This window comes from Nonomuraea ferruginea, from assembly GCF_039540635.1.
In the GTDB taxonomy this organism is placed as follows: domain Bacteria; phylum Actinomycetota; class Actinomycetes; order Streptosporangiales; family Streptosporangiaceae; genus Nonomuraea; species Nonomuraea ferruginea.
On record NZ_BAABFD010000033.1, the window covers coordinates 29,235 to 49,109 of the forward strand.

Annotated in this window: 18 protein-coding genes; 11 read left to right on the forward strand and 7 right to left on the reverse strand. The window is 68.2% G+C overall.

The genetic code is table 11. The features are described 5' to 3' along the window. Positions 1 to 28 precede the first annotated feature (28 nt). The 3 genes from ABD999_RS41225 to ABD999_RS41235 all read left to right on the forward strand — a co-directional run bounded on the left by ABD999_RS41225 (position 29) and on the right by ABD999_RS41235 (position 1,842). Positions 29 to 205, forward strand: coding sequence for a DUF6104 family protein (locus ABD999_RS41225; protein ID WP_187280957.1), 177 nt, complete (start codon positions 29 to 31; stop codon positions 203 to 205). Positions 206 to 301: 96 nt separating this feature from the next. Continuing rightward, on the forward strand, positions 302 to 1,105 hold the full coding sequence (locus tag ABD999_RS41230) for a DUF4097 family beta strand repeat-containing protein (protein WP_148029367.1): 804 nt from the start codon (positions 302 to 304) through the stop codon (positions 1,103 to 1,105). Continuing rightward, the gene (locus ABD999_RS41235) at positions 1,102 to 1,842 is read left to right on the forward strand and encodes a PadR family transcriptional regulator (RefSeq protein ID WP_148029366.1); all 741 of its coding nucleotides are present in this window, start codon (positions 1,102 to 1,104) and stop codon (positions 1,840 to 1,842) included. The genes ABD999_RS41230 and ABD999_RS41235 overlap by 4 nt, the downstream gene beginning before the upstream one ends. A 53-nt stretch (positions 1,843 to 1,895) precedes the next feature. Here the strand turns inward: ABD999_RS41235 and ABD999_RS41240 are convergent, their stop codons facing one another. The 5 genes from ABD999_RS41240 to ABD999_RS41260 form a co-directional block, all read right to left on the reverse strand. Next, positions 1,896 to 2,852 (reverse strand): zinc-binding dehydrogenase, encoded by a 957-nt coding sequence (locus ABD999_RS41240; protein ID WP_271276594.1) that lies wholly within the window; start codon positions 2,850 to 2,852, stop codon positions 1,896 to 1,898. 9 nt (positions 2,853 to 2,861) lie between these two features. Continuing rightward, positions 2,862 to 3,749, reverse strand: a complete 888-nt coding sequence (locus ABD999_RS41245; protein WP_271276593.1) for a hypothetical protein — start codon at positions 3,747 to 3,749, stop codon at positions 2,862 to 2,864. 35 nt (positions 3,750 to 3,784) lie between these two features. Then, positions 3,785 to 4,210 carry a type II toxin-antitoxin system VapC family toxin gene (locus ABD999_RS41250; protein ID WP_148029363.1) on the reverse strand — a complete coding sequence of 142 codons (426 nt, stop codon included), beginning with the start codon at positions 4,208 to 4,210 and terminating at the stop codon, positions 3,785 to 3,787. Further along, positions 4,197 to 4,454 carry a hypothetical protein gene (locus ABD999_RS41255; protein ID WP_219548937.1) on the reverse strand — a complete coding sequence of 86 codons (258 nt, stop codon included), beginning with the start codon at positions 4,452 to 4,454 and terminating at the stop codon, positions 4,197 to 4,199. Before ABD999_RS41255 ends, ABD999_RS41250 begins: the two co-directional genes overlap by 14 nt. 99 nt (positions 4,455 to 4,553) lie before the next feature. Beyond that, positions 4,554 to 5,993 carry an acetyl-CoA synthetase gene (locus ABD999_RS41260; RefSeq protein ID WP_271276592.1) on the reverse strand — a complete coding sequence of 480 codons (1,440 nt, stop codon included), beginning with the start codon at positions 5,991 to 5,993 and terminating at the stop codon, positions 4,554 to 4,556. A 350-nt stretch (positions 5,994 to 6,343) separates the two neighbouring features. Here ABD999_RS41260 and ABD999_RS41265 point away from each other — a divergent pair, with 350 nt between their 5' ends. From ABD999_RS41265 to ABD999_RS41285, 5 genes are all read left to right on the forward strand, one after another. Continuing rightward, entirely contained in the window at positions 6,344 to 7,423 is a 1,080-nt protein-coding gene (locus tag ABD999_RS41265; protein WP_271276591.1) for a trypsin-like serine peptidase, read from the forward strand. A 203-nt stretch (positions 7,424 to 7,626) separates the two neighbouring features. After that, entirely contained in the window at positions 7,627 to 8,790 is a 1,164-nt protein-coding gene (locus ABD999_RS41270) for a trypsin-like serine peptidase (protein ID WP_271276590.1), read from the forward strand. Between the two features lie 467 nt (positions 8,791 to 9,257). Then, entirely contained in the window at positions 9,258 to 10,787 is a 1,530-nt protein-coding gene (locus ABD999_RS41275) for a trypsin-like serine peptidase (protein WP_271276589.1), read from the forward strand. A 441-nt stretch (positions 10,788 to 11,228) separates the two neighbouring features. Beyond that, positions 11,229 to 12,740, forward strand: a complete 1,512-nt coding sequence (locus tag ABD999_RS41280) for a trypsin-like serine peptidase (RefSeq protein ID WP_271276588.1) — start codon at positions 11,229 to 11,231, stop codon at positions 12,738 to 12,740. Between the two features lie 195 nt (positions 12,741 to 12,935). Beyond that, positions 12,936 to 14,420: a trypsin-like serine peptidase gene (locus tag ABD999_RS41285; protein ID WP_271276587.1), complete on the forward strand. Its 1,485-nt coding sequence runs from the start codon at positions 12,936 to 12,938 to the stop codon at positions 14,418 to 14,420. 50 nt (positions 14,421 to 14,470) lie between these two features. Here ABD999_RS41285 and ABD999_RS41290 read toward each other — a convergent pair whose 3' ends face one another. Both ABD999_RS41290 and ABD999_RS41295 read right to left on the reverse strand, forming a co-directional pair. Continuing rightward, a complete protein-coding gene (locus tag ABD999_RS41290) occupies positions 14,471 to 15,829 on the reverse strand; it encodes an NsdA family TPR-like regulatory protein (RefSeq protein ID WP_271276586.1) in 1,359 nt (452 codons plus the stop codon). A 133-nt stretch (positions 15,830 to 15,962) separates the two neighbouring features. Further along, positions 15,963 to 17,135, reverse strand: a complete 1,173-nt coding sequence (locus ABD999_RS41295; protein WP_271276585.1) for an NAD(P)-dependent malic enzyme — start codon at positions 17,133 to 17,135, stop codon at positions 15,963 to 15,965. Between the two features lie 291 nt (positions 17,136 to 17,426). Between ABD999_RS41295 and ABD999_RS41300 the strand changes: the two genes are divergently transcribed. From ABD999_RS41300 to ABD999_RS41310, 3 genes are read left to right on the forward strand one after another with little or no spacing between them, the layout of a single operon-like run. Further along, the gene (locus ABD999_RS41300; RefSeq protein WP_148029353.1) at positions 17,427 to 18,275 is read left to right on the forward strand and encodes an ABC transporter substrate-binding protein; all 849 of its coding nucleotides are present in this window, start codon (positions 17,427 to 17,429) and stop codon (positions 18,273 to 18,275) included. A 3-nt stretch (positions 18,276 to 18,278) separates the two neighbouring features. Next, positions 18,279 to 19,106 (forward strand): amino acid ABC transporter permease, encoded by an 828-nt coding sequence (locus tag ABD999_RS41305; protein WP_148029352.1) that lies wholly within the window; start codon positions 18,279 to 18,281, stop codon positions 19,104 to 19,106. Further along, positions 19,103 to 19,846: an amino acid ABC transporter ATP-binding protein gene (locus ABD999_RS41310; protein ID WP_271276584.1), complete on the forward strand. Its 744-nt coding sequence runs from the start codon at positions 19,103 to 19,105 to the stop codon at positions 19,844 to 19,846. Before ABD999_RS41305 ends, ABD999_RS41310 begins: the two co-directional genes overlap by 4 nt. The last annotated feature ends 29 nt before the right edge of the window (positions 19,847 to 19,875 follow it).

The window sequence follows — 19,875 nt, forward strand, 5'->3', positions numbered from 1 at the left end:
GCTTGGAGAGTCGAGGAGACGGAGCACGATGTACTTCACGGATCGGGGGATCGAGGAGCTGGTCGCTCGCCGGGGCGAGGAGGAGGTCACCCTGCTCTGGCTCGGCGAGCGGCTGCGCGAGTTCGTCGATCTCAACCCCGAGTTCGAGACGCCGGTCGAGCGTCTGGCCACCTGGCTGGCCAGGCTCGACGACGAGGACGAGTGACACCCGCCCGCCCGTAGACGCGATACATCTTGAGATTTCGGCGGACGCGACATATCGTGTTCACTGTCAAGATGCGTCGCCAGAGAGGGCGGGATCATGCGGCAGTGGACCATCGAGAGTCCAGAGCAGCTCACGTTCGGGCACGTTGACGCCCTCGACGTGCGCATCGTGGCGGGCAGGCTCGCCGTGCTGGCCAGCGACGGTCCACCGGCGCTCGAAGTGACCGAGTTCGACTCGGCCTCACCGCTGCTGGTCACCTACGACGAGGACGCCCGGCGCCTGAGCGTCACGTACAAGGATCTGACCTGGGACGGGATGCTCGGCTGGCTGCGCCGCGACCGGCGCAGGACCGTCGCGACGCTCACCGTGCCGCGCCGCTGCGCGGTCAACGCCGGAGTCGTGTCGGCGTCCGCCGTGGTGGCCGGGTTCGAGGCGTCGACGCAGGTCAAGAGCGTGTCCGGCGAGATCGTGCTCGACGGCGTGAGCGGTGAGGTGAGCGCCACCACCGCCTCCGGCGCGGTGGAGAGTCGGGCGATGGAGGGCGATCTGTCGTTCAAGAGCGTCTCCGGCGACCTGACCGTCGCCGACGGCCTGCCGCGCAGGCTGCGCGCCAACACCGTCTCCGGCCGCATCACCGCCGACCTCGCGCTCAAGCCGACCGGCTACGTCACGCTGAACACGGTGTCCGGCTCCATCCTGGTCCGGCTGCCCGAGAACGCGGCGACGGACGTCACGATCAGGTCGACGTCCGGCCGCCTGGTCAGCGCCTTCGAGGAGGTGTCGCAGACCGGCGGCCCCGGCGCCCGGTCGATGTCGGGGCGGCTGGGCGGCGGCATGGCCTCCCTTTCCGCGACGACCGTCTCCGGCGAAGTCACGCTGCTCAAGAGGGAGAAGCAATGAGTCCCGTCTTCGGCCACGGCCGGCTCCGGCTCTACCTGCTCAAGCTGCTGGAGGAGAGCCCCCGCCACGGGTACGAGGTCATCCGGCTGTTGCAGGACCGCTTCCTCGGCGTCTACTCGCCCTCCCCCGGCACCATCTACCCGCGCCTGGCCCGCCTGGAGGCCGAAGGCCTGGTCACGCACGAGGTGGCCGACGGCAAGAAGGTGTTCTCCATCACCGACAAGGGCCGCGAGGAGCTGAACGCCCGCCTCGACGAGCTCGACGACCTGGAGCGGGAGATCTCGGCCTCGGTACGCGACATCGCCCGCGAGGTGAAGGAGGACGTCCGCGACACCGTCAAGTCGCTGCGCGAAGAGCTGACGCGGATGGCCAGGGACGTGCGCACCGGCACCGGCGACGACGTCCGCCGTACGCGTGAGCGGCAGAAGCAGGAGTTCACCCGGCTCAAGGAGGAGCAGAAGCGCCAGTGGAGCGAGCACGCCCAGCACTGGCAGGGCGAGAGCGAGCGGCTGGCCGGCGAGTGGCGGCGCATCTGGACCGAGGTGTGGCGCACGGTCGGCGGCGCGCCGGAGAGCCGGGCGGAGCTGGACGACGAGCTGGGCGAGGCGCTCGCCGACTTCGTGGCGAAGGTCCGCGAGGAGGCGTCGGAGTCCAGCATCACCCGCGAGAAGCTCGACGACCTGCGGCGCACGCTCGACGAGACGTCCGCCCGGGTGCGTGACACGCTGCGATCATGATCCGCCGGAGGGCGCCTGCTCCCCCGCCACCCGGGACCAGGCGCCCTCCGAGGTCAGGCGGTGAAGACGATCTTGCCGAAGACGTCGCCCTCGTGCATGGCCGCGAACCCGTCCCGGGCCTCGGCGAGCGGCATCGTCCGGTCGACGACCGGCCGGACGCCGGTCTGCTCCAGGAAGACGCCCAGCCGCTGGAGCTGGTCGCGGGTCCCCATGGTGGAGCCGACCACCGAGAGCTGCAGGAAGAAGACCCGGTTCAGGTCGGCCGGCGGGACCGCCCCGCTGGTGGCGCCGCTGACCACGATCCGCCCGCCCGGCCTGAGCGACTTGAGCGAATGGTCCCAGGTGGCCTGACCGACCGTCTCCATCACGGCGTCCACCCGCTCGGGCAGCCGCGCGCCGGACTCGAAGACCTGGTCGGCGCCGAGCTCGCGGGCTCGTTCCCGCTTGGACTCCGAGCGGCTGGTCGCCCACACGCGGAACCCGCCCGCCCGGCCGAGCGCGATGAGCGCGGTGGCGACGCCGCCGCCGGCCCCCTGCACGAGCACGGTCGAGCCGGGCTCCAGCCCGGCCTTGTCGAACAACATCCGGTACGCGGTCAGCCACGCGGTGGGCAGGCAGGCGGCCTCCTCGAAGGAGAGCGCGGCCGGCTTGGGCACGAGGTTGCGGCGGGGCACGGCCACGCGTTCGGCGAACGTGCCGTCGTACACCTCCGACAGCAGCGACCGCTTCGGATCGAGCGTCTCGTCGGCCCCGGAGCCGACCACCGCGTGCACGACGACCTCGTTGCCGTCCTCGTCGACGCCGGCCGCGTCGCAGCCGAGCACGATCGGCAGCCGGTCCTGCCTGATGCCGACACCCTTGAGCGTCCACAGGTCGTGGTGGTTGAGCGCGGCCGCCCGCACCGAGACGGTCGTCCAGCCGTCGGGGACCTTCGGCTCGGGGCGCTCACCGAGGGTCAGGCCGGCGAGAGGATTGTCGGGATCGGTCTGTGTGGCGGTAACGGCGAACATGGCCGCACCTTACTTGACGCTGATCCGGATGCCGTCGAGCGCCTTGCCGACGAACGCGTCGTCGCCCATCGCGACCACGCGCATCCCGTCGCGGCACACGTCCGCGACCGGGTGTCCGCGCCCCCGGACGCCCCGGGGCAGGCCGCGCGCCTTCTCGCAGCCGGGGGTGGGGATGAGCGCCACCATGTCGGTCGCGCCGCCGCCGAACCAGAGCTGCGGCCCCACCGGCTCGCCGCGTTCGGTGTCGCCCGGCGCGGCCAGCCGCACCCGCCCGGAGCCGGACAGCACCAGGTGGCCGTCACCGGTCACCCGGCCGCGCACCCCGCTCGCGACCGCCAGCCGCTGGTCGAACCCCAGCCCGGGCGGGCGGTCGTACATGGCCATCCGCCACGGGCCGAACGCGAACAGCAGCACCTGCCCGAACGAGCCGCTGCCCGCCTGACGCGGCCAGAGCGTCACGTTGTCGCCGAACGACCTGATCGGCTCGCCCCCTCGGGTGATCTCCAGCTCGCCGTTGTAGGGAGCGGTGAGCTGGCGGAACTCGTCGTCGACCCACACGCCCTGGAACGGTCGCAGGCCGAGCCGGTCGAGGCGGAGCTCGGCGGGGTAGCGCACGGTGGCCCGGACGCCGTCGGGGAACGTCACCTCGATCCGGGCCGTGCCCTTCTTCTCGTCCGCTTCCGGATGCAGCAGGTTGGGGCGGCTGTCGACGCGGGTGAGCGACCGGATGGGGGCGGCGGCCTCGCGGGGCGGTTCCCGCTCGGGCGCGGGGTCGGGCCCGCGGCTGAGGATCAGGCCGGCGACGGACGCGCCCAGGAGCGCGAGCACGACCAGCAGCCCGATCGGACGGCGGCGGTCGCGCTCGCCCGCTTCGATGACATCGAACTGATCGGCCACGACGGACCTCGCTAGCGAGTTGTACTGCCTTCAGTTCAGTTGAGCGGCGACCGCCAGCGCAACCCCTCGAACTTGGCGAAATCCCGGTCACAGGTCACGAATTCGCATCCGTGCTCAATGGCGAGCGCGGCGAGATACGCGTCGGGCACGAGCTTTCCTTTCGCGTCGGATGCGACGCACAGCCGGGTGAAGATCTCCCAGTGCCGGGACCCGGCGTGGATCGTCACCGCGTGTGGCTGGCCACGGACGCTCTCGGCGAACTGTCTGGCCGTCTCGAAGGGCGTCGAGCCTGGGATGCGCGGGTCGGTGACGATGCGGATGAAGCCGTTGATGACGAAGTCGCTCACCGCGTAGGACTCCTCCCCGTAGAGGAGCTCCTTGAGGGCGGCGAGGCACTGCTCGTGGTGCTCCATGTCCCGCCGCTGCGCGTTGACCAGGATGTTGACATCAAGCATCCTCATGCTGCCGCACCCCCACCACACGCTCGATGTCATCCAGTTCAAGCATCTCCTGGATCTCGTGCCAGGTCAGCGTCGGCCCGTCCTCGGCCCCGGAGAGGGGCAGGTTGATCTGAGGGCGCTCCACCGTGTCGGTGGAACGGTTGAGTAGTTGACGCAAGGCGTCCTCCATCACCGAGTTGAGACTGCGTCCGTTTCTGGCCGCGTACGCCTTCGCCTCGTTGAGGAGTGTCTCGTCGATGCGCACCGTGGTCCTCCGCATGACTCCAGCGTCCGCCAGTGACATTTAAATGTCAATAGCGAAGCGTAGTCGAGCAGTCACAATCTTTGCACCATCTTTGCCACCTCACCAACTCGCCACATTGACCTTGCCGTCCGTCGTCAGCTCGACCCGCTGCCCCACCAGCTCCCGCGACACGGCGTCCGCCATCAGCTCTTCCCTGGTCACGTGCGCGTACGCCCGCGCCCCCGACGGAAGGTCGGCGACGAGGATGCCCCGCCACGGCACGCCGTCCTTGTCGTAGGCGACCGTGTATCCCGCCACGACCGCCGGTCCCTCGTACGAGTCCGCGATCGGCACCGGCTCGGCGGTGAAGACCGGCTCCGGCCCGCCCAGGACACCGCCCGGCTCCGCGGACCAGATCGCGTACGTGTGCTTGGTCAGGTGCATGCCGACCCCGGTGACGAGCCCGTGGCCGCCGCCGGCGCGCAGCAGGCCGGCCATGGTGACGGTGGAGTGCAGCACGTAGTCGCTGGCCGGGCCGCCCGCGTACGGCAGGCCGCCGGTGACGGTGAGGCCGCGCGGGTCCATCGGGTCGAGCTTGATCGCGTCGCACGTCTGGCGGAGCGCGATGGCGAAGCAGCTGTAGACGTCGAGCGCGCGCATGTCGTCCAGGGTGAGCCCGGCCCTGGCGAACGCGGACTCGGCGGCCCTGCCGACGGCCTGCGAGGCGCCGAGCGCGGGCCGGGCGGCCACCTCCCACGTGTCCTCGGCGTAGGCCCAGCCGCGCAGGTAGACGCGCTGGTCGGAGGGCACCCCGAGGCGGTCGGCGAGCGCGGTGCTGGCCAGCACGACCGCCGCCGCCTGGTCGACCTCGATCACGGCCACGGTGCTCCGGTTGTACGGCCAGCCGACGAACCGGTTGCCGTCGATCAGCTCTTCGGGGGTGCGCGGGGTGCGCCGCCAGGCGTGCGGGTTGGCGGCGGCCACCCGCGTCATCGGCGCCATCATCCGGCCCCGGTCGAGCATCTCCTGCTCGATCGTGTGACCGAGGGCGGCGCGGCGGGCGGTTTCCATGATCGGGTACGTGTGCACGGGCAGGAAGAGCTCGTGCGCCAGCTCGCTGGGGTGCGGCGGCCGTTCCCAGGCGTACGGCGGCCTCGGGTCGGCGGCGTGGCTCCACGGCGCGTGCTCGCCCGCCAGCCGGTACGCCCGGCGGGTGGCCAGGGCCTCGGCTCCGGTGATCAGCGCGGAGTCGAGCTCGCCGGCCGCGATCCGGGCCGCCGCCTCGCCGATGAGCGTCTGCGGAGCGGTGCCGCTGACCTTCGAGTACGCGGTGTGCCCCGGAGTGGCGCCGAGCCGCTCGGCGAGCCGTCCGGTGGGCGTGTCGTACTGCCAGGAGTCCGTGTGGACGATCTGGATCGATTCGAGGCGTTCCACCGGGAGCCGCGCCTGGGCCGCGGCGGCCCGCGCCGTCTCCTCCCACAGGTCGAGCGGTTCAGGGCCGGGCTGCTCGCGGACGGTGCGCTGGGCCGCGCCGATGAGGCAGGGGGTGCGTGGATCCATGCCCCCCATCCAACCAGAACAAGATTCGGTTGATAAGGAACGGTTTCGACCAGCACCGGAGGCCGGGCCGAGTGATCACCGAATCCGCCACGCCGGGAAGAACATCTTCCGCGCGAACGTGACCTTCCACCATTTGACCGTCGACCATCGCGAATTGGCCTCGCAAATCCGGCGTCTAGCTGGGATGACGTCATACAATGAAGATCGTTTATAGGCACGTTCCAGCACGCTTGACATGGTTCTTATGCGACGCAAGTCACGCTTGCTCAGATAACGAATCTCCATCCGAGCTGCAATAGCCCCAGTTGATCTGGAAAAATCCACCGTTACAACCTCAGAAAGGCACTTTCATGATCTCCCGGGCCAGGCACCTGCTAGCCGCCGCCGTCAGCGGCGCGCTGCTGATGCTGCCTGCGTTCACCGGGAGCGCGAACGCCGCCGCGGCGAGCCACGTCTTCCACGTCTCACTCGCCAAGACCAAGGCGGACGTGCAGAAGGTCGCCGACTACTGGAAGCCCGAGAAGCTCAAGAAGGCCGACAGCTACACCCCCGCCGCCCCCACCTCGAACGGCTCGCCGAAGTCCGGCACCGCGGGCGGCGGCACGGTGGCCAGCCAGCGGATCACCGCCCTGCGCAAGGCGGCCGGCCCGGTCAACGCCGTGGCGCCGAAGACGGGCCGGGCCAGCACGACCGGCAAGGTCTTCTTCCGGCTCGGCACCAAGGAGTACTGGTGCTCGGCCGCCGCCGTGGCGGCCGGCAACCACAGCGTGGTCGCCACCGCCGCACACTGCGCCTACGACGCACGCCAGGGCAAAGAGGCCGATTCCTGGATCTTCGTCCCGGAGCCGGGCGCCGACGGCACCACGCCGCACGGCATCTACGTAGGCTCGTCGATCAGCATGCACGAAGACTGGGCCGGCAAGAACGACTACGACTTCGACTACGCGTTCGTCACGGTCCACCGCGGCTTCACCTGGGTCAAGCAGGGCAACACCTACGTGGCCAAGGACGTCGGCCGGCTGCAGGACAACGTCGGCGGGCTCGGCCTGGAGCTGGCCAAGAAGCCGCCGCTCGCCCAGGTGCACGCCTTCGGCTACCCCGCCGGCCCGCAGCCCGACGGCAGCAGGCCCTTCAACGGCCAGACGCTGAAGAGCTGCGTGGGCGGCACGCGCAAGGCCGTCGCCCCCAGCCTCGACCTCGACCACGGCGTGCAGCTCCACCCCTGCAACTTCAGCAAGGGCGCCAGCGGCGGCCCGTGGATCACCGGCCTGAACAACAACCTGGGCAACCTCATCGGCGTCAACAGCCTGACTTGGAACAGAGACGCTAAGGGCGAGTTCGACGCGGTGTCCTCGCCGTACCTCACGGCCGCTGCCGGAGACGTCTACCGGCACGCCGCCGCGCAGAAGACCCCGGCAAATGTGATCTAGTTAACAAGTTACCGATCGGTCACTCCGGGCGATCAGCCCAGACATTGGTCTCGGTACGATCACGGCGGCCTTCCGCGCGCCGACCGCGCCCGGTGGGAACCCGCGTGACCAGGATCGACGCTGTACGGTTCCGGCTGTCCGTTTGCTGGCATCCGGGGCGCACCAAGGCGCCGCGCCAGCGTAAGGCAAAGCCTGGAGTTACCTTGAAGCGAATCCTCCTCCCCGTCGGCGGCGCCACCGTGGCGACCGGCATGCTGCTCGCCGGCCTCAACGGCACCGCGCAGGCCGCCGGCGACGTCGCCAACGACCCCATGGCCAGGAACACCAGCCAGGCGGCCTCGGTCGCGTCCTTCTGGTTCGCCTCGAACGGCGCCGCCCTCCGTCGCGCCACCGCCTACACCTGGGATTCCAAGGACGTCAGGAAGGTCGTCTCCAAGGGCGGCTACAGCCCTGACGGCAGGCCCGGCACCGCCGCCCCCACCAGCGGCAACAAGGCCGCGGGCGGCTCGCAGAACGTCAACCTGCCCAAGACGGTCGGCAAGGTGTTCTTCGTCGACGGCTCCGGCAAGTTCCGCTGGTGCTCGGCCACGTCCATCCAGTCGAACTACCGCAACCTGGTCGCCACCGCCGGCCACTGCGTGTACGACACCGAGAGCAACAAGGCCCTTCTGAACAACTGGGTCTTCGTGCCCGGTTACTACCAGGGCAAGACCCCCTGGGGCATCTACGTCGGCAAGCAGGCCTTCACCCACTACGACTTCGACGTCTACGAGGACTACGACCGCGACTACGCGTTCGTCACCGTCTACAACGGCATCCAGTTCACCGGGGCCGAGCGCGTCAACCGGCGCGACTACCAGCGCTTCAGCGGCCCCAAGCGGTCCTGGGGCGGCCAGCGCTACATCCTGAAGTCCAGGGACGTCGGCCGGCTCGGCGACAACGTGGGCGGCCAGGGCTTCGCCTGGAACCAGCCCGCCAACCGCACCGTGCGCACCTTCGGTTACCCCTCCGCGCCGCACCCCGACGGCAGCAAGCCGTACAGCGGCGTCACCCCGAAGCACTGCTACGGCAGGACCACCGCCAAGGCCGTCGGCGCCTCCTGGCTGAAGATCGACGAGCACATCGGGCTCAAGTGCGCCGTGACCCCCGGTTACGACGGCGGGCCGTGGCTCACCCAGTACAGCAACGCCAAGCGGGTGGGTTACGTCAACGGTGTGACCAGCACCTTCGCCGACCAGGACGGGAACGACCGGATCGACTACATCACGTCGCCGTACTTCGACGGCGAGACGGCCGCGGTGTACAACGCGGCCAGGAACGTGTGGTCGGGCAAGATCGTCGGCCCCAACGGCGAGCTCTACCGCTGACCCAGTCCGCTTCGTGAAGGGCCCGGCCACCGCCGGGCCCTTTTTCGTGCCCGCGGAGGCTAGGTGTCAGCGCAAGGCCCAGACGGGCAAAACCGCCCAGACAATCATGAATTCTCCGGAACCTGAACGTTCCCTGGCAGAAGACTGGCTACTTAGACGGAGGATAGGTTCCATTCGGTTCCTGTGATCTGAGTCACATTTCCCTGACTACAGCCCGTGAGGCGATGCTAACGGAACTTTCGTCCCAATCTTCACACCCCCTACATACCCTGGGAAAACGTACCGACCCGATCACGTACGGCGAACATCTCTGACAGGTCACGGAATGGTCACGGCGATCCGGGTCCGTGCCGGACCCTTCGATTCGGCTTTCACCTGCGGAGATCACCGCGCTATGTTCCTTGCTATCCCTTTACTGACGCATGGGGCGCAAGTTGCGGCCCACGACAGACCAAGGAGCAGTTCCCTTGAAGCGCATCCTCATCCCCGCCGGTGGTGCCGTTCTGGCCACCGGTCTCCTGGCCGCCGGTCTGGCCGGTACGGCTCAGGCCAACAACGACGTCGCCACGGACGCGATGGCGAAGAACGCCGCCGCGGCCAAGGCCATCGCCTCGTTCTGGGCGGACAACAACGGCGCTGCTCTGAAGGCCGCCAAGGAGTCCAACGTCTGGGACAAGACGGACGTCACCAAGCTGCAGAGCAAGGGCGGCTACAGCGCCGACACCAAGGCGGGCTCCACCGCCCCCATCGGCCAGGAGAAGAAGACCTCCGCCAAGGTGCAGAACGTCAACATGCCGAAGACCATCGGCAAGGTGTTCTTCGTCAACGGCAAGGGCGAGAAGAAGTGGTGCTCGGCTACTTCGATCCAGTCGAAGTACCGCAACCTCGTCGTCACCGCCGGCCACTGTGTCTACGACGTCAAGGCCAACTCGGACGTCATGGACAAGTGGGTCTTCGTCCCCGGTTACTACCAGGGCAAGTCCCCGTTCGGCATCTACGTCGGCAAGCAGGCGTTCACCCACTACGACTTCGACGTCTACGAGGACTTCGACCGCGACTACGCGTTCGTCACCGTCTACAACGGCGTCAAGCTCGGTGGGGGCACCGCCAAGAAGGTCTCCAAGGCCGAGTTCGAGAAGTACGAGGGCCTCAAGGAGGCCAAGGACGTCGAGATCAGCCGCGAGGAGTTCCGCGCGTGCCGGCTCGACCCCACCTCCACTGAGGCCTGCTGGGTGAAGCGCGGCTCCAAGGCCGAGCCCACCGGCCCGGACTTCCCGGGTGCCGAGGTCGCCAAGATCGAGGTCTCCGAGGCCAAGTACAAGGCCGCTCGGGTGGGCAAGGGCAACGGGCGCAAGTTCGGCGAGCCCATCGAGGAGCACGTCACCTGGCGCGAGGCCGAGAAGTACCTGGAGAACCAGAAGAAGGACGCCGAGAAGTACCCGGGCACCGTCAAGCTGGACCGCAGGGGCAACAGCACCATCACGCACTTCTTCGTGCAGCAGTGGTACAAGCCCGGCTCCGACACGAAGTTCTACAAGACCGTCTTCACCATCATCGAGAACGCCGCCACGGACGCGGGCCGGCTCGGTGACGTGGTCGGCGGCCAGGGCTTCGCGTGGAACCAGCCGACCGGCAAGTACGTGCGCGTGTTCGGTTACCCGGCGGCTCCTCACCCCGACGGCCACAAGAACTACACCGGCATTACTCCGAAGTGGTGCTACGGCAAGACCACGAAGAAGCTGGTGGGTGACGCGGCCAAGAAGATCGAGGAGCACGTCGCGCTCAAGTGCGCGATGACCGAGGGCGCCGACGGTGGCCCGTGGCTCTTCAAGTACAGCAACGCCAAGCGTCTCGGCTACGTGAACGGTGTCACCAGCACCTTCAACGACCAGGACGGCAACAAGCGCGTCGACTACATCTCGTCGCCGTACTTCGACGGCGAGACCAACACGGTGTACAAGGCCGCCGCCAACGTGTGGTCCGGCAAGATCATCTAAGTTGCGACGCCACTGACGGTCACCCGTTGAGGGATCGTCACCTGTAAGACCCGAAGGGCCCGGCACACCAGCCGGGCCCTTCGGCGTTCCGGGCCCGGAAAGTGCGGGCGCTTGGACGCACAGGACACGCAGATGGTGCCATGAACCCATTGTGATGTGCGTCACACCAGCGAGAGAGGCGTCCCGAGGGGGCCGCACCGCTCTCGCCAGTCACACTAACAACATCCTTATGCTGATCTGCGAGAACACCCGGCCGGTGACCTTCCCCCGGCTCCTGCGCTGAAGCGTCTCAAACATCACAGATCGATCACGCCCGACATGTCGCCTCTTTTTCATTCAAAGCGGCTTCCTGTTAGCAAGATCGACACTGTATCTTCCTGGCTATCCCTTTACTGACGCATGGGACGCAAGAGGCGTTCCACGACAGCGCAAGGAGTTACCTTGAAGCGCATCCTCCTTCCGGCCGGTGGCGCCATTCTGGCCACTGGTCTCCTGGCTGCCGGCCTGGCCGGTACCGCTCAGGCCAACGACAAGAAGATCAACGACGAGGTTCTGGCCAGCCAGGCCAAGGCCGCTGAGATCCTCGACTTCTGGACCAAGTCCAACAACGCTGCCCTGAAGCAGGCCTCGGCCTACCACTGGGACAGCAAGGACGTCACGAAGGTCGTGTCCAAGGGCGGTTATTCGCCTGACGGCAAGCCTGGCTCCACCGCGCCCATCGGCGAGGAGAAGAAGTCCGCTGTCAAGACCCAGAACGTGAACCTGCCGAAGACCATCGGCAAGGTCTTCTTCGAGGGTCGCGACGGCAACCTGTACTGGTGCTCCGGCACCTCGATCCAGTCGAACTACCGCAACCTGGTTGCGACCGCTGGTCACTGCGTCTACGACGTGTCCGGCAACGCCGAGGTTGTGTCGCGCTGGGTCTTCGTCCCGGGCTACTACGAGGGCAAGACGCCGTACGGCGTGTACGTGGGCAAGCAGGCCTTCACCCACTACGACTTCGACGTCTACGAGGACTTCGACCGCGACTACGCGTTCGTCACCGTTTACAACGGCATCGGCGGTTCCCTGAACAAGCCGAAGGCGGTCACCAAGGCCGAGTACGACGCCTACAAGGGTGAGAAGTTCACCAAGAAGGTCGAAGTCAGCGAGGACGAGTTCAAGAAGGGTCGCCTCGACCCGAAGAACGCCAACCTGTACTTCCGTGACTGGGGCAAGAAGGACCAGGTCTCTGGCCCGGACTACCCCGGTGCCGAGGTGGCCAAGCACGAGGTCTCCAAGGAGGTCTACGACAAGGCGCGCACCGGCCAGGGCAACCTCCGCAAGTACGGCGAGCCCGAGGTCGAGCACGTCACCTGGCGCGAGGCCGAGAAGTACAAGGGCCCGGGCGAGGTCAAGATTGACCGCAAGGGCAACAGCACCATCACGCACTACTACGTGCAGGTGTGGTACAAGCCCGGCACCGCCACCAAGTACTACAAGGCCGAGTTCTACATCGTGGTCCACGAGGTCAAGGACGCTGGTCGCCTCGGCGACGTCGTCGGCGGCCAGGGCTTCGCGTGGAACCAGCCGACCGGCAAGTACGTCCGTACCTTCGGTTACCCGTACGGCAAGCACCCCGACGGCAGCAAGCCCTACACCGGCAAGACGCCGAAGTGGTGCTACGGCAAGACCGGCGCCAAGACGACTCAGGCCGCGAAGTACAAGGTCGAGGAGCACGTGTCCCTGAAGTGCGCCGTCACCGGCGGCTACGACGGTGGCCCGTGGCTCTTCAAGTACAGCAACGCCAAGCGTCTCGGCTACGTCAACGGTGTCACCAGCCTGCTGTACGACGCCGACGGCAACGACCGCTGGGACCACATCTCCAGCCCGTACTTCGACGGTGAGACCGCTGCGGTCTACAACGCCGCGAAGAACGTCTGGTCGGGCCAGATCACCCCGATGCCCAAGTAAGTCGGGTTGATCTCCCGGAGTCGGGGGTCCAAACCTCGGTTCCTTCTGCTTCACCCGAAGGGCCTGGCTCGCGCCAGGCCCTTCGGCCATTTCTGATGACATTTCTGACAAGATCCCTGTTCGTTTGTGACCAGAGGGACAGGAGTGTCGATAGGGTCTTTACACCCCTTGTAGATATACGTGTGGAGCCATCCCGTGAAGCGCCTGCTCATCCCCCTCGCAGCCGCCAGCCTGAGCGTCACCGCTCTGGCCATACCGGCCCAAGCCGCCCCCCACTGGGTCAAGGACCCTCTGACACCCCAAGCGAAGGACGCCTACGGCGCCGCCTTCTTCTGGCTCGACGCCAACGGCGCGGCCCTCAAGAAGGCCACCCAGTACCACTGGGACGCCAAGAAGGTCGACAAGATCGTTCGTAAGGGCGGCACCACTCCCGACGACGGCAAGCCGGGCGCCACGGCTCCGGCGACGACCGGCTCGGGCGGCAAGACCAAGAACGTCAACCTGCCGAAGACCATCGGCAAGGTCTTCTTCGTCGACAAGGCCGGCAAGCACCGCTGGTGCTCGGCCACCTCGATCCAGTCCCGCCACCGCAACCTCGTAGCCACCGCCGGCCATTGCGTGTACGAGAGCGGCGAGGACGTCTTCGCCAAGTGGGTCTTCGTCCCCGGCTACTACCAGGGCACCGCCAAGTTCGGCGTCTACGTGGGCGCCTACGCCTTCACGACCTACGACCTCGACACCTACGACGACTACGACGGCGACTACGCGTTCGTGGCCGTCCACAACGGCTTCGCGCTGGCCGGCGAGAAGGAAGTCACGCCCAAGGAGTACAAGGCCTGGGCCGGCGACAAGTGGGTCAAGCCGCGCGAGATCACCCGCGAGGAGTTCGGCAAGTGCCAGCTCAACCTCGGCGAGTGCTGGTCCGAGGGCAAGGACACGAACCCTGACCTGGTCGGCCCCGACCACCCGGACGCTGTCCTGGAGAAGGTCGAGGTCAGCCCGGAGACGTACAACAAGGCCAAGGCCGGCCGCACACAGGGCGCCAAGTACGGCGAGCCGGTGACCGAGGCGGTCACCTACGCCCAGTGGAAGGCCTACAAGGGTCCCGGCACCAAGGGCAAGGACAAGGTCGGCAACTACACCATCACGCGCTACCACGTGCAGCGCTGGGTGAAGCCCGGCACGTCCCGCAAGTACTTCGAGGGTCGGTTCGTCATCGGCCTGGCCAAGGACACCGGCCGCCTCGGTGACGTCGTCGGCGGCCAGGGCTTCGCCTGGAACCAGCCGATGAACCAGCAGACGATGGTCTTCGGCTATCCCGCCGCCCCGCACCCCGACGGCGACAAGCCGTTCACCGGCGTGACGCCGAAGTACTGCTACGGCAAGACGGGCACCAAGACCATCCAGGCGAACATGTTCAAGGTGGAGACCCACCAGGTGCTCAAGTGCTCGATGACCCCGGGCGCCGACGGCGGCCCGTGGCTCATCAAGTGGAACAACTCCAAGCGCACCGGCTACGTCAACGGCGTGACCAGCGTGTTCTACGACGACGACGGCAACGACCGGGTCGACCACATCAGCTCGGCCTACTTCGACGGCGAGACGGCGGACGTCTACAACAAGGCGAACTACGCCCAGACGAAGTCGATCGTCGGCCCGAACGGCGAGCTCCTGCAGTAGTCGTCAGAACGTGAAGAGCCCGCCGGCGCGCCCGGCGGGCTCTTTCGTCTTCAGACCCCCGCGAGCTCCCGCGTCCGCTCCCTCAGCACCCGGACCGGGGCCTCGTTCTTGTACGGCTCCAGCCGCCTGCGCAGGTCGGCCATGTACGTGCGGGAGCGGGCCGACTGCAGCTCGCTCCCCAGCGTCATGGCGCCGAGCGCCACCGAGCAGGCTTCCTCCAGCTCGCCGCACTGCAGCAGCCCGGCGGCCAGCAGCGACAGGTTGAACATGCGGCCGCGCACGAAGCGGCCGTCCATGTCGAGCGAGCGCCGCGCCTGTCGTACGGTGCGCTCGCCCTCCCCCAGGTCGCGGAAGCAGTGAGCGATCTTGGCCGACAGGTAGGCCTCGTCGAAGTAGCCCAGCCAGGGCGGCTCGCCGGCCGGCTTGCGGACGTCGAACGCGCGCTCGGCCTCGTGCAGCGCGCCGCCGCAGGCGCGGGCGTCACCCAGCCCGGCGTGCGCGTGCGCCTCCAGCACGTGGCTGGAGGCCAGCAGGGTGGCCACCCCGGCGCGACGGGCCGAGAGCTGCGCGGCCCGCGCCAGGTCGAGCGCGTGCGCGTGCTGGCCCATGTAGATCGCCTGGTGTGCCATGCCCGCCAGGATCTCGCCGCCCAGGGCGTGGTCGTCGGAGCCCCTGGCCAGGCGCAGCGCCTGGATGAGGTAGCGCTGGGCGAGGCCGTGCTGCTCCAGGTCGTAGGCCATCCAGCCGGCCAGCCTGGTGAGCTCGGCGGCGGCCGCGGCCAGCTCGCGGCCGGTCTTGTCGCCGTACGAGCCGTCCTTCAGGAGCGGCGTCACGGCGGTGTCCAGATATCTCACGACAGACGAGCGCACGCGCCCGCTGCCGAACCGGTTGTCGAGCTCCCCGAACGAACGGGTGACCTCGTGGATGGCGGCGATGTCCGCCCTGCCCACCCTGCGGGCGCCCGCTGCGCTGGGCCGCCCTTCCGGCGGGGAGGTGAGCCACCGCACCGCCCCTACGGAGCCCGCCCCGATCGCGAACGTCGAATCGAGCAGGAACCTCCGTCTCTCCACATCGGCCCGCCACAGCGCCGTCACGGTCGCGACCCCCTCCTGCCACGTGTGCGTGAACTCCTGCCCGAGATCGAGGGGCGTAGCAGCGGCGGGCATGCCCAGGTCATCAGCCGTGACGGGCCTGCCCAGCCGCTGTGCGAAGATCTCGGTCAGGAGCCCGGGCACCGGGTCCCGCGGCCGCTGGCCACCGATCCATCGGAGGACGGAGCTGTGGTCGTACTTCAGGCCGGGGGTGCCACGCGCGGCTCCCAGATCGTTGAGGCGCCTGGCCAGACCCTTGTGGGAAAAGCCCGCCTCCACGATGAGCTGCCGCAGCAGTCGATTGGGCTCGCGTTTCATCGCTCTCCTCCAGGCAGGAGCCGGCGCCCGCATCCTTACAGAGGGCTCTTGTTATAGCACGCTGGGTAAAGGATGTTTGAGGAATCCTTCACTCGCTGCCGACCCGGCGGGCTCCTGCCTGGAGAGAAGACGATCAGGCGCGGGCGACTCCGTCGGCCCTGGCCTGCGCGGCGACGGCGGCCGTGACCGCGGGGGCGACCCGCTCGTCGAACGGGCTCGGGATGACGTAGTCGGCGCTGAGGTCGTCGCCCACCACGCCCGCGAGCGCGTCGGCGGCGGCCACCTTCATGTTCTCGGTGATCGTGGTGGCCCGCACGTCGAGGGCGCCGCGGAAGACGCCGGGGAAGGCCAGCACGTTGTTGATCTGGTTGGGGAAGTCGGAGCGGCCGGTGGCCACGACCGCCGCGTGGCGGGCGGCGACGGCGGGCTCGACCTCGGGCGTCGGGTTGGACAGCGCGAACACGATGGCGCCGTCGGCCATGGCGGCGACCGCCCGCTCGGCGACGGTCGAGCCGGACAGGCCGACGAACACGTCCGCCCCTGCCAGCGCGTCCTCGGTGGATCCGGTGTGCTTGGCGCGGTTGGTGTCGCGGGCCAGGGCCTCCTTGACCGGGTTGAGCCCTTCGCGGCCGGAGTAGATCATGCCCTTGGAGTCGGCGACGGCGATGTCGCCGATGCCGGCCTCCAGCAGGATGCGGCTGACCGCGACGCCGGACGCCCCGGCCCCGGCCACCACGGCCCGCAGGTCGCCCAGCGAGCGGCCGGTCAGGCGGGCGGCGTTGCGCAGCGCGGCCAGCACCACGATCGCCGTGCCGTGCTGGTCGTCGTGGAAGACGGGGATGTCGAGCCGCTCGCGGAGCTGCCTCTCGACCTCGAAGCAGCGCGGCGCGCTGATGTCCTCGAGGTTGATGCCCCCGAACGAGGGCGCCAGCCGCACCACGGTCTCCACCAGCTCGTCGACGCCGGTGCAGGCGAGGCAGATGGGCACCGCGTCGACGCCGCCGAACTCCTTGAACAGCAGCGCCTTGCCCTCCATGACCGGCATGGCGGCCACGGGTCCGATGTCGCCCAGGCCGAGCACGGCGGTGCCGTCGCTGACGACGGCGACCACGTTGGAGATCCAGGTATAGGTGTCGGCCAGCGCGGGCGTCTCGGCGATGGCGCTGCAGACGCGTGCGACGCCGGGCGTGTAGGCGAGCGCCAGATCGTCGGCGTTGCGCACCGGAACGGTCGAGCGGACCTCAAGCTTCCCCCCGCGGTGCAGGGCGAAGGCCGGATCGGATTCGTGAGCGGATGTGATGGACACAGCGACCCCAGTAGTGGTTGTGACGGAAGAGACCTTGGGCAGACGGGCGGAGATGCCTGGCCTCGGTTCGCCAGGATCCCCTCGTCGATGCCTCGGAGGGGTACGGGGGTCACCCGTCGCTCCATAGTGACACATGCTGAGACGGGATCAGGTAGCCCCCCTGACGCCGCTTCGTTGACGCATCGTTAAAAGCCCGATGACTGACTGCAGCTAAACCCGCTCTAAACTGCACAAAGCTCAACCTTTCTCCGCATACCACTTCGAGGAGGCCTCCCCGTGGCCCTCTGGTCCATGAAGCGCCGAGGCATGGCCGCCGGCGCCCTTGCGTTGACCGCCACCCTGACCCTGTCCGCGTGCGGCAGCGACTCGGGAGGTTCCGGTACGACCTCCGCCAGCGCCTCCGCGGACGCCGGTGACGCGGCGGGCGGCGCCAAGCTGGTGCAGCCCGGCAAGCTGACGGTCTGCACCAACGTCCCCTACGAGCCGTTCCAGTTCAAGGAAGGTGACAAGATCGTCGGCTTCGACGTCGACATCGTGGACCTCGTCGCCAAGAAGCTCGGCGTCGAGCAGGAGATCGTCGACATCGACTTCGCGGTGATCAAGAGCGGCGCCGCCATGGCCACCAACAAGTGCGACCTGGCCGCCGCCGGCATGACCATCACCGAGGAGCGCAAGGCGAACATCACGTTCTCCGACCCGTACTTCGACGCCACCCAGGCCCTCCTGGCCAAGAAGGGCACCGGCGCCACGTCCCTGGAGGACGTCAAGGCCAAGGGTCTCAAGCTGGGCGCCCAGGCCAGCACCACCGGCCTCGACTACGTCAAGAAGAACGGGTTCGACCCGACCGAGTACGCCGACTCCCCCAAGGAGCTCCTCGCTCTGCAGGCCGGCCAGGCCGACGTGATCGTCCAGGACCTCCCCGTGGTGCTCACCTGGCTGAAGAAGCCGGAGATCGCGGAGAAGTTCGAGCTGATCGCCAGCCTCGACACCGGCGAGCAGTACGGGCTCGGCATGAAGAAGGACGCCGACCCGGTGCTGGTCAAGACCGTCAACGAGGAGCTCGCGGCGGCGAAGTCGGACGGCAGGTACGAAGAGATCTTCGTGAAGTGGTTCGACAAGAAGCCCGGCGAGCTGGGCTGATCCATGGCGGACCAGCCGAAGGCGGCTGAGCCGGCCCGGCGCCGGCTCAGCCCTCGCAAGAGGCAGCGCATCTTCCGCGGCGTCCAGTACGCCATCCTGGTCGCCGCCTTGGTCGCCCTCGCCCTTTACGCCGACTGGGCCAGCCTGGCCCAGAACTTCGCGCGGCTGGACATCGCCGAGCTGATGCTGCCCGACCTGTTCACGGTCGCGCTGCTCAACACGATGGTGTACGCGGTCGGCGGGTTTCTGTTCTCCTTCGTGTTCGGCCTGATCGTGGCGCTGATGCGGCTGTCCACGGTGGGCCCGTACCGGTGGCTGGCGACGCTCTACATCGAGATCTTCCGGGGCGTGCCCGCCCTGCTGGTCTTCCTGATGATCGTCTTCCTGCCGCTGGCGCTGCCAGGTTTCGCGGTGCCCTTCGGCACCTACGGCCAGGCCATTCTCGGCCTCGGCCTGGTCGGCACCGCCTACCAGGCGGAGATCTTCCGGGCGGGCCTGCAGGCGGTGCCCCGGGGGCAGACGGAGGCCGCCAGGTCGCTGGGCATGTCGGCGACCAGGGCCCAGTTCACCGTGGTGGTCCCGCAGGCCATCCGGATCGTCATCCCGCCGACCACCAACCAGTTCGTGGCCCTGCTCAAGGACTCCTCGCTGGTGCTCTTCCTGGGCGTTTCGGGCCAGTACGTCGATCTGACCAAGTTCGGCAACGACATGGCGTCCACCCACGCCAACGCCACGCCCATCCTGGTCGCCGGTCTGACGTACCTGATCGTCACGGTGCCGCTGGGCTACCTGGCGGGACGTCTGGAGAAGCGCAAGGGGACGAGCCGATGACGCACGCGATCGAGATCAGGGACCTGCACAAGCACTTCGGCCAGAACCAGGTGCTGCGCGGCATCGACATGACCGTCGAGCCCGGCCAGGTCGTCTGCGTCATCGGGCCGTCGGGCTCCGGCAAGTCGACGCTGCTGCGCTGCGTCAACCTGCTGGAGGAGCCCACCCGGGGCAAGGTCTTCGTCGACGGCGTCGAGGTGAACGACCCCGACGCCGACATCGACGCGGTACGACGCCGCATCGGCATGGTGTTCCAGCAGTTCAACCTGTTCCCGCACATGACGGCGCTGCAGAACGTGATGATCGCCCAGCAGCGGGTGCTGAAGCGCGGCAAGCGGGACGCCGAGAAGATCGCCAGGGAGAACCTGGAGAAGGTCGGCGTCGGCGAGAAGTGCGACTCCTTCCCCATCCAGCTCTCCGGCGGACAGCAGCAGCGGGTGGCCATCGCCAGGGCGCTGGCCATGGACCCCGGCCTCATGCTGTTCGACGAGCCCACCTCCGCGCTCGACCCCGAGCTGGTCGGCGACGTGCTCGCGGTCATGCGCAAGCTGGCCGAGGAGGGCATGACCATGCTCGTGGTCACCCATGAGATGGGGTTCGCCCGCCAGGTGGCCGACCGGGTGGTGTTCATGGACGGCGGCGTCATCGTCGAGGACGGCCCGCCCGCCCAGGTGATCGGCGATCCGCAGCACGAGCGGACCCGCACCTTCCTGGAACGCGTGCTGCACCCCGAGGAGTGACCGCTGGACGCCCGCGCGACCGGGCGTCC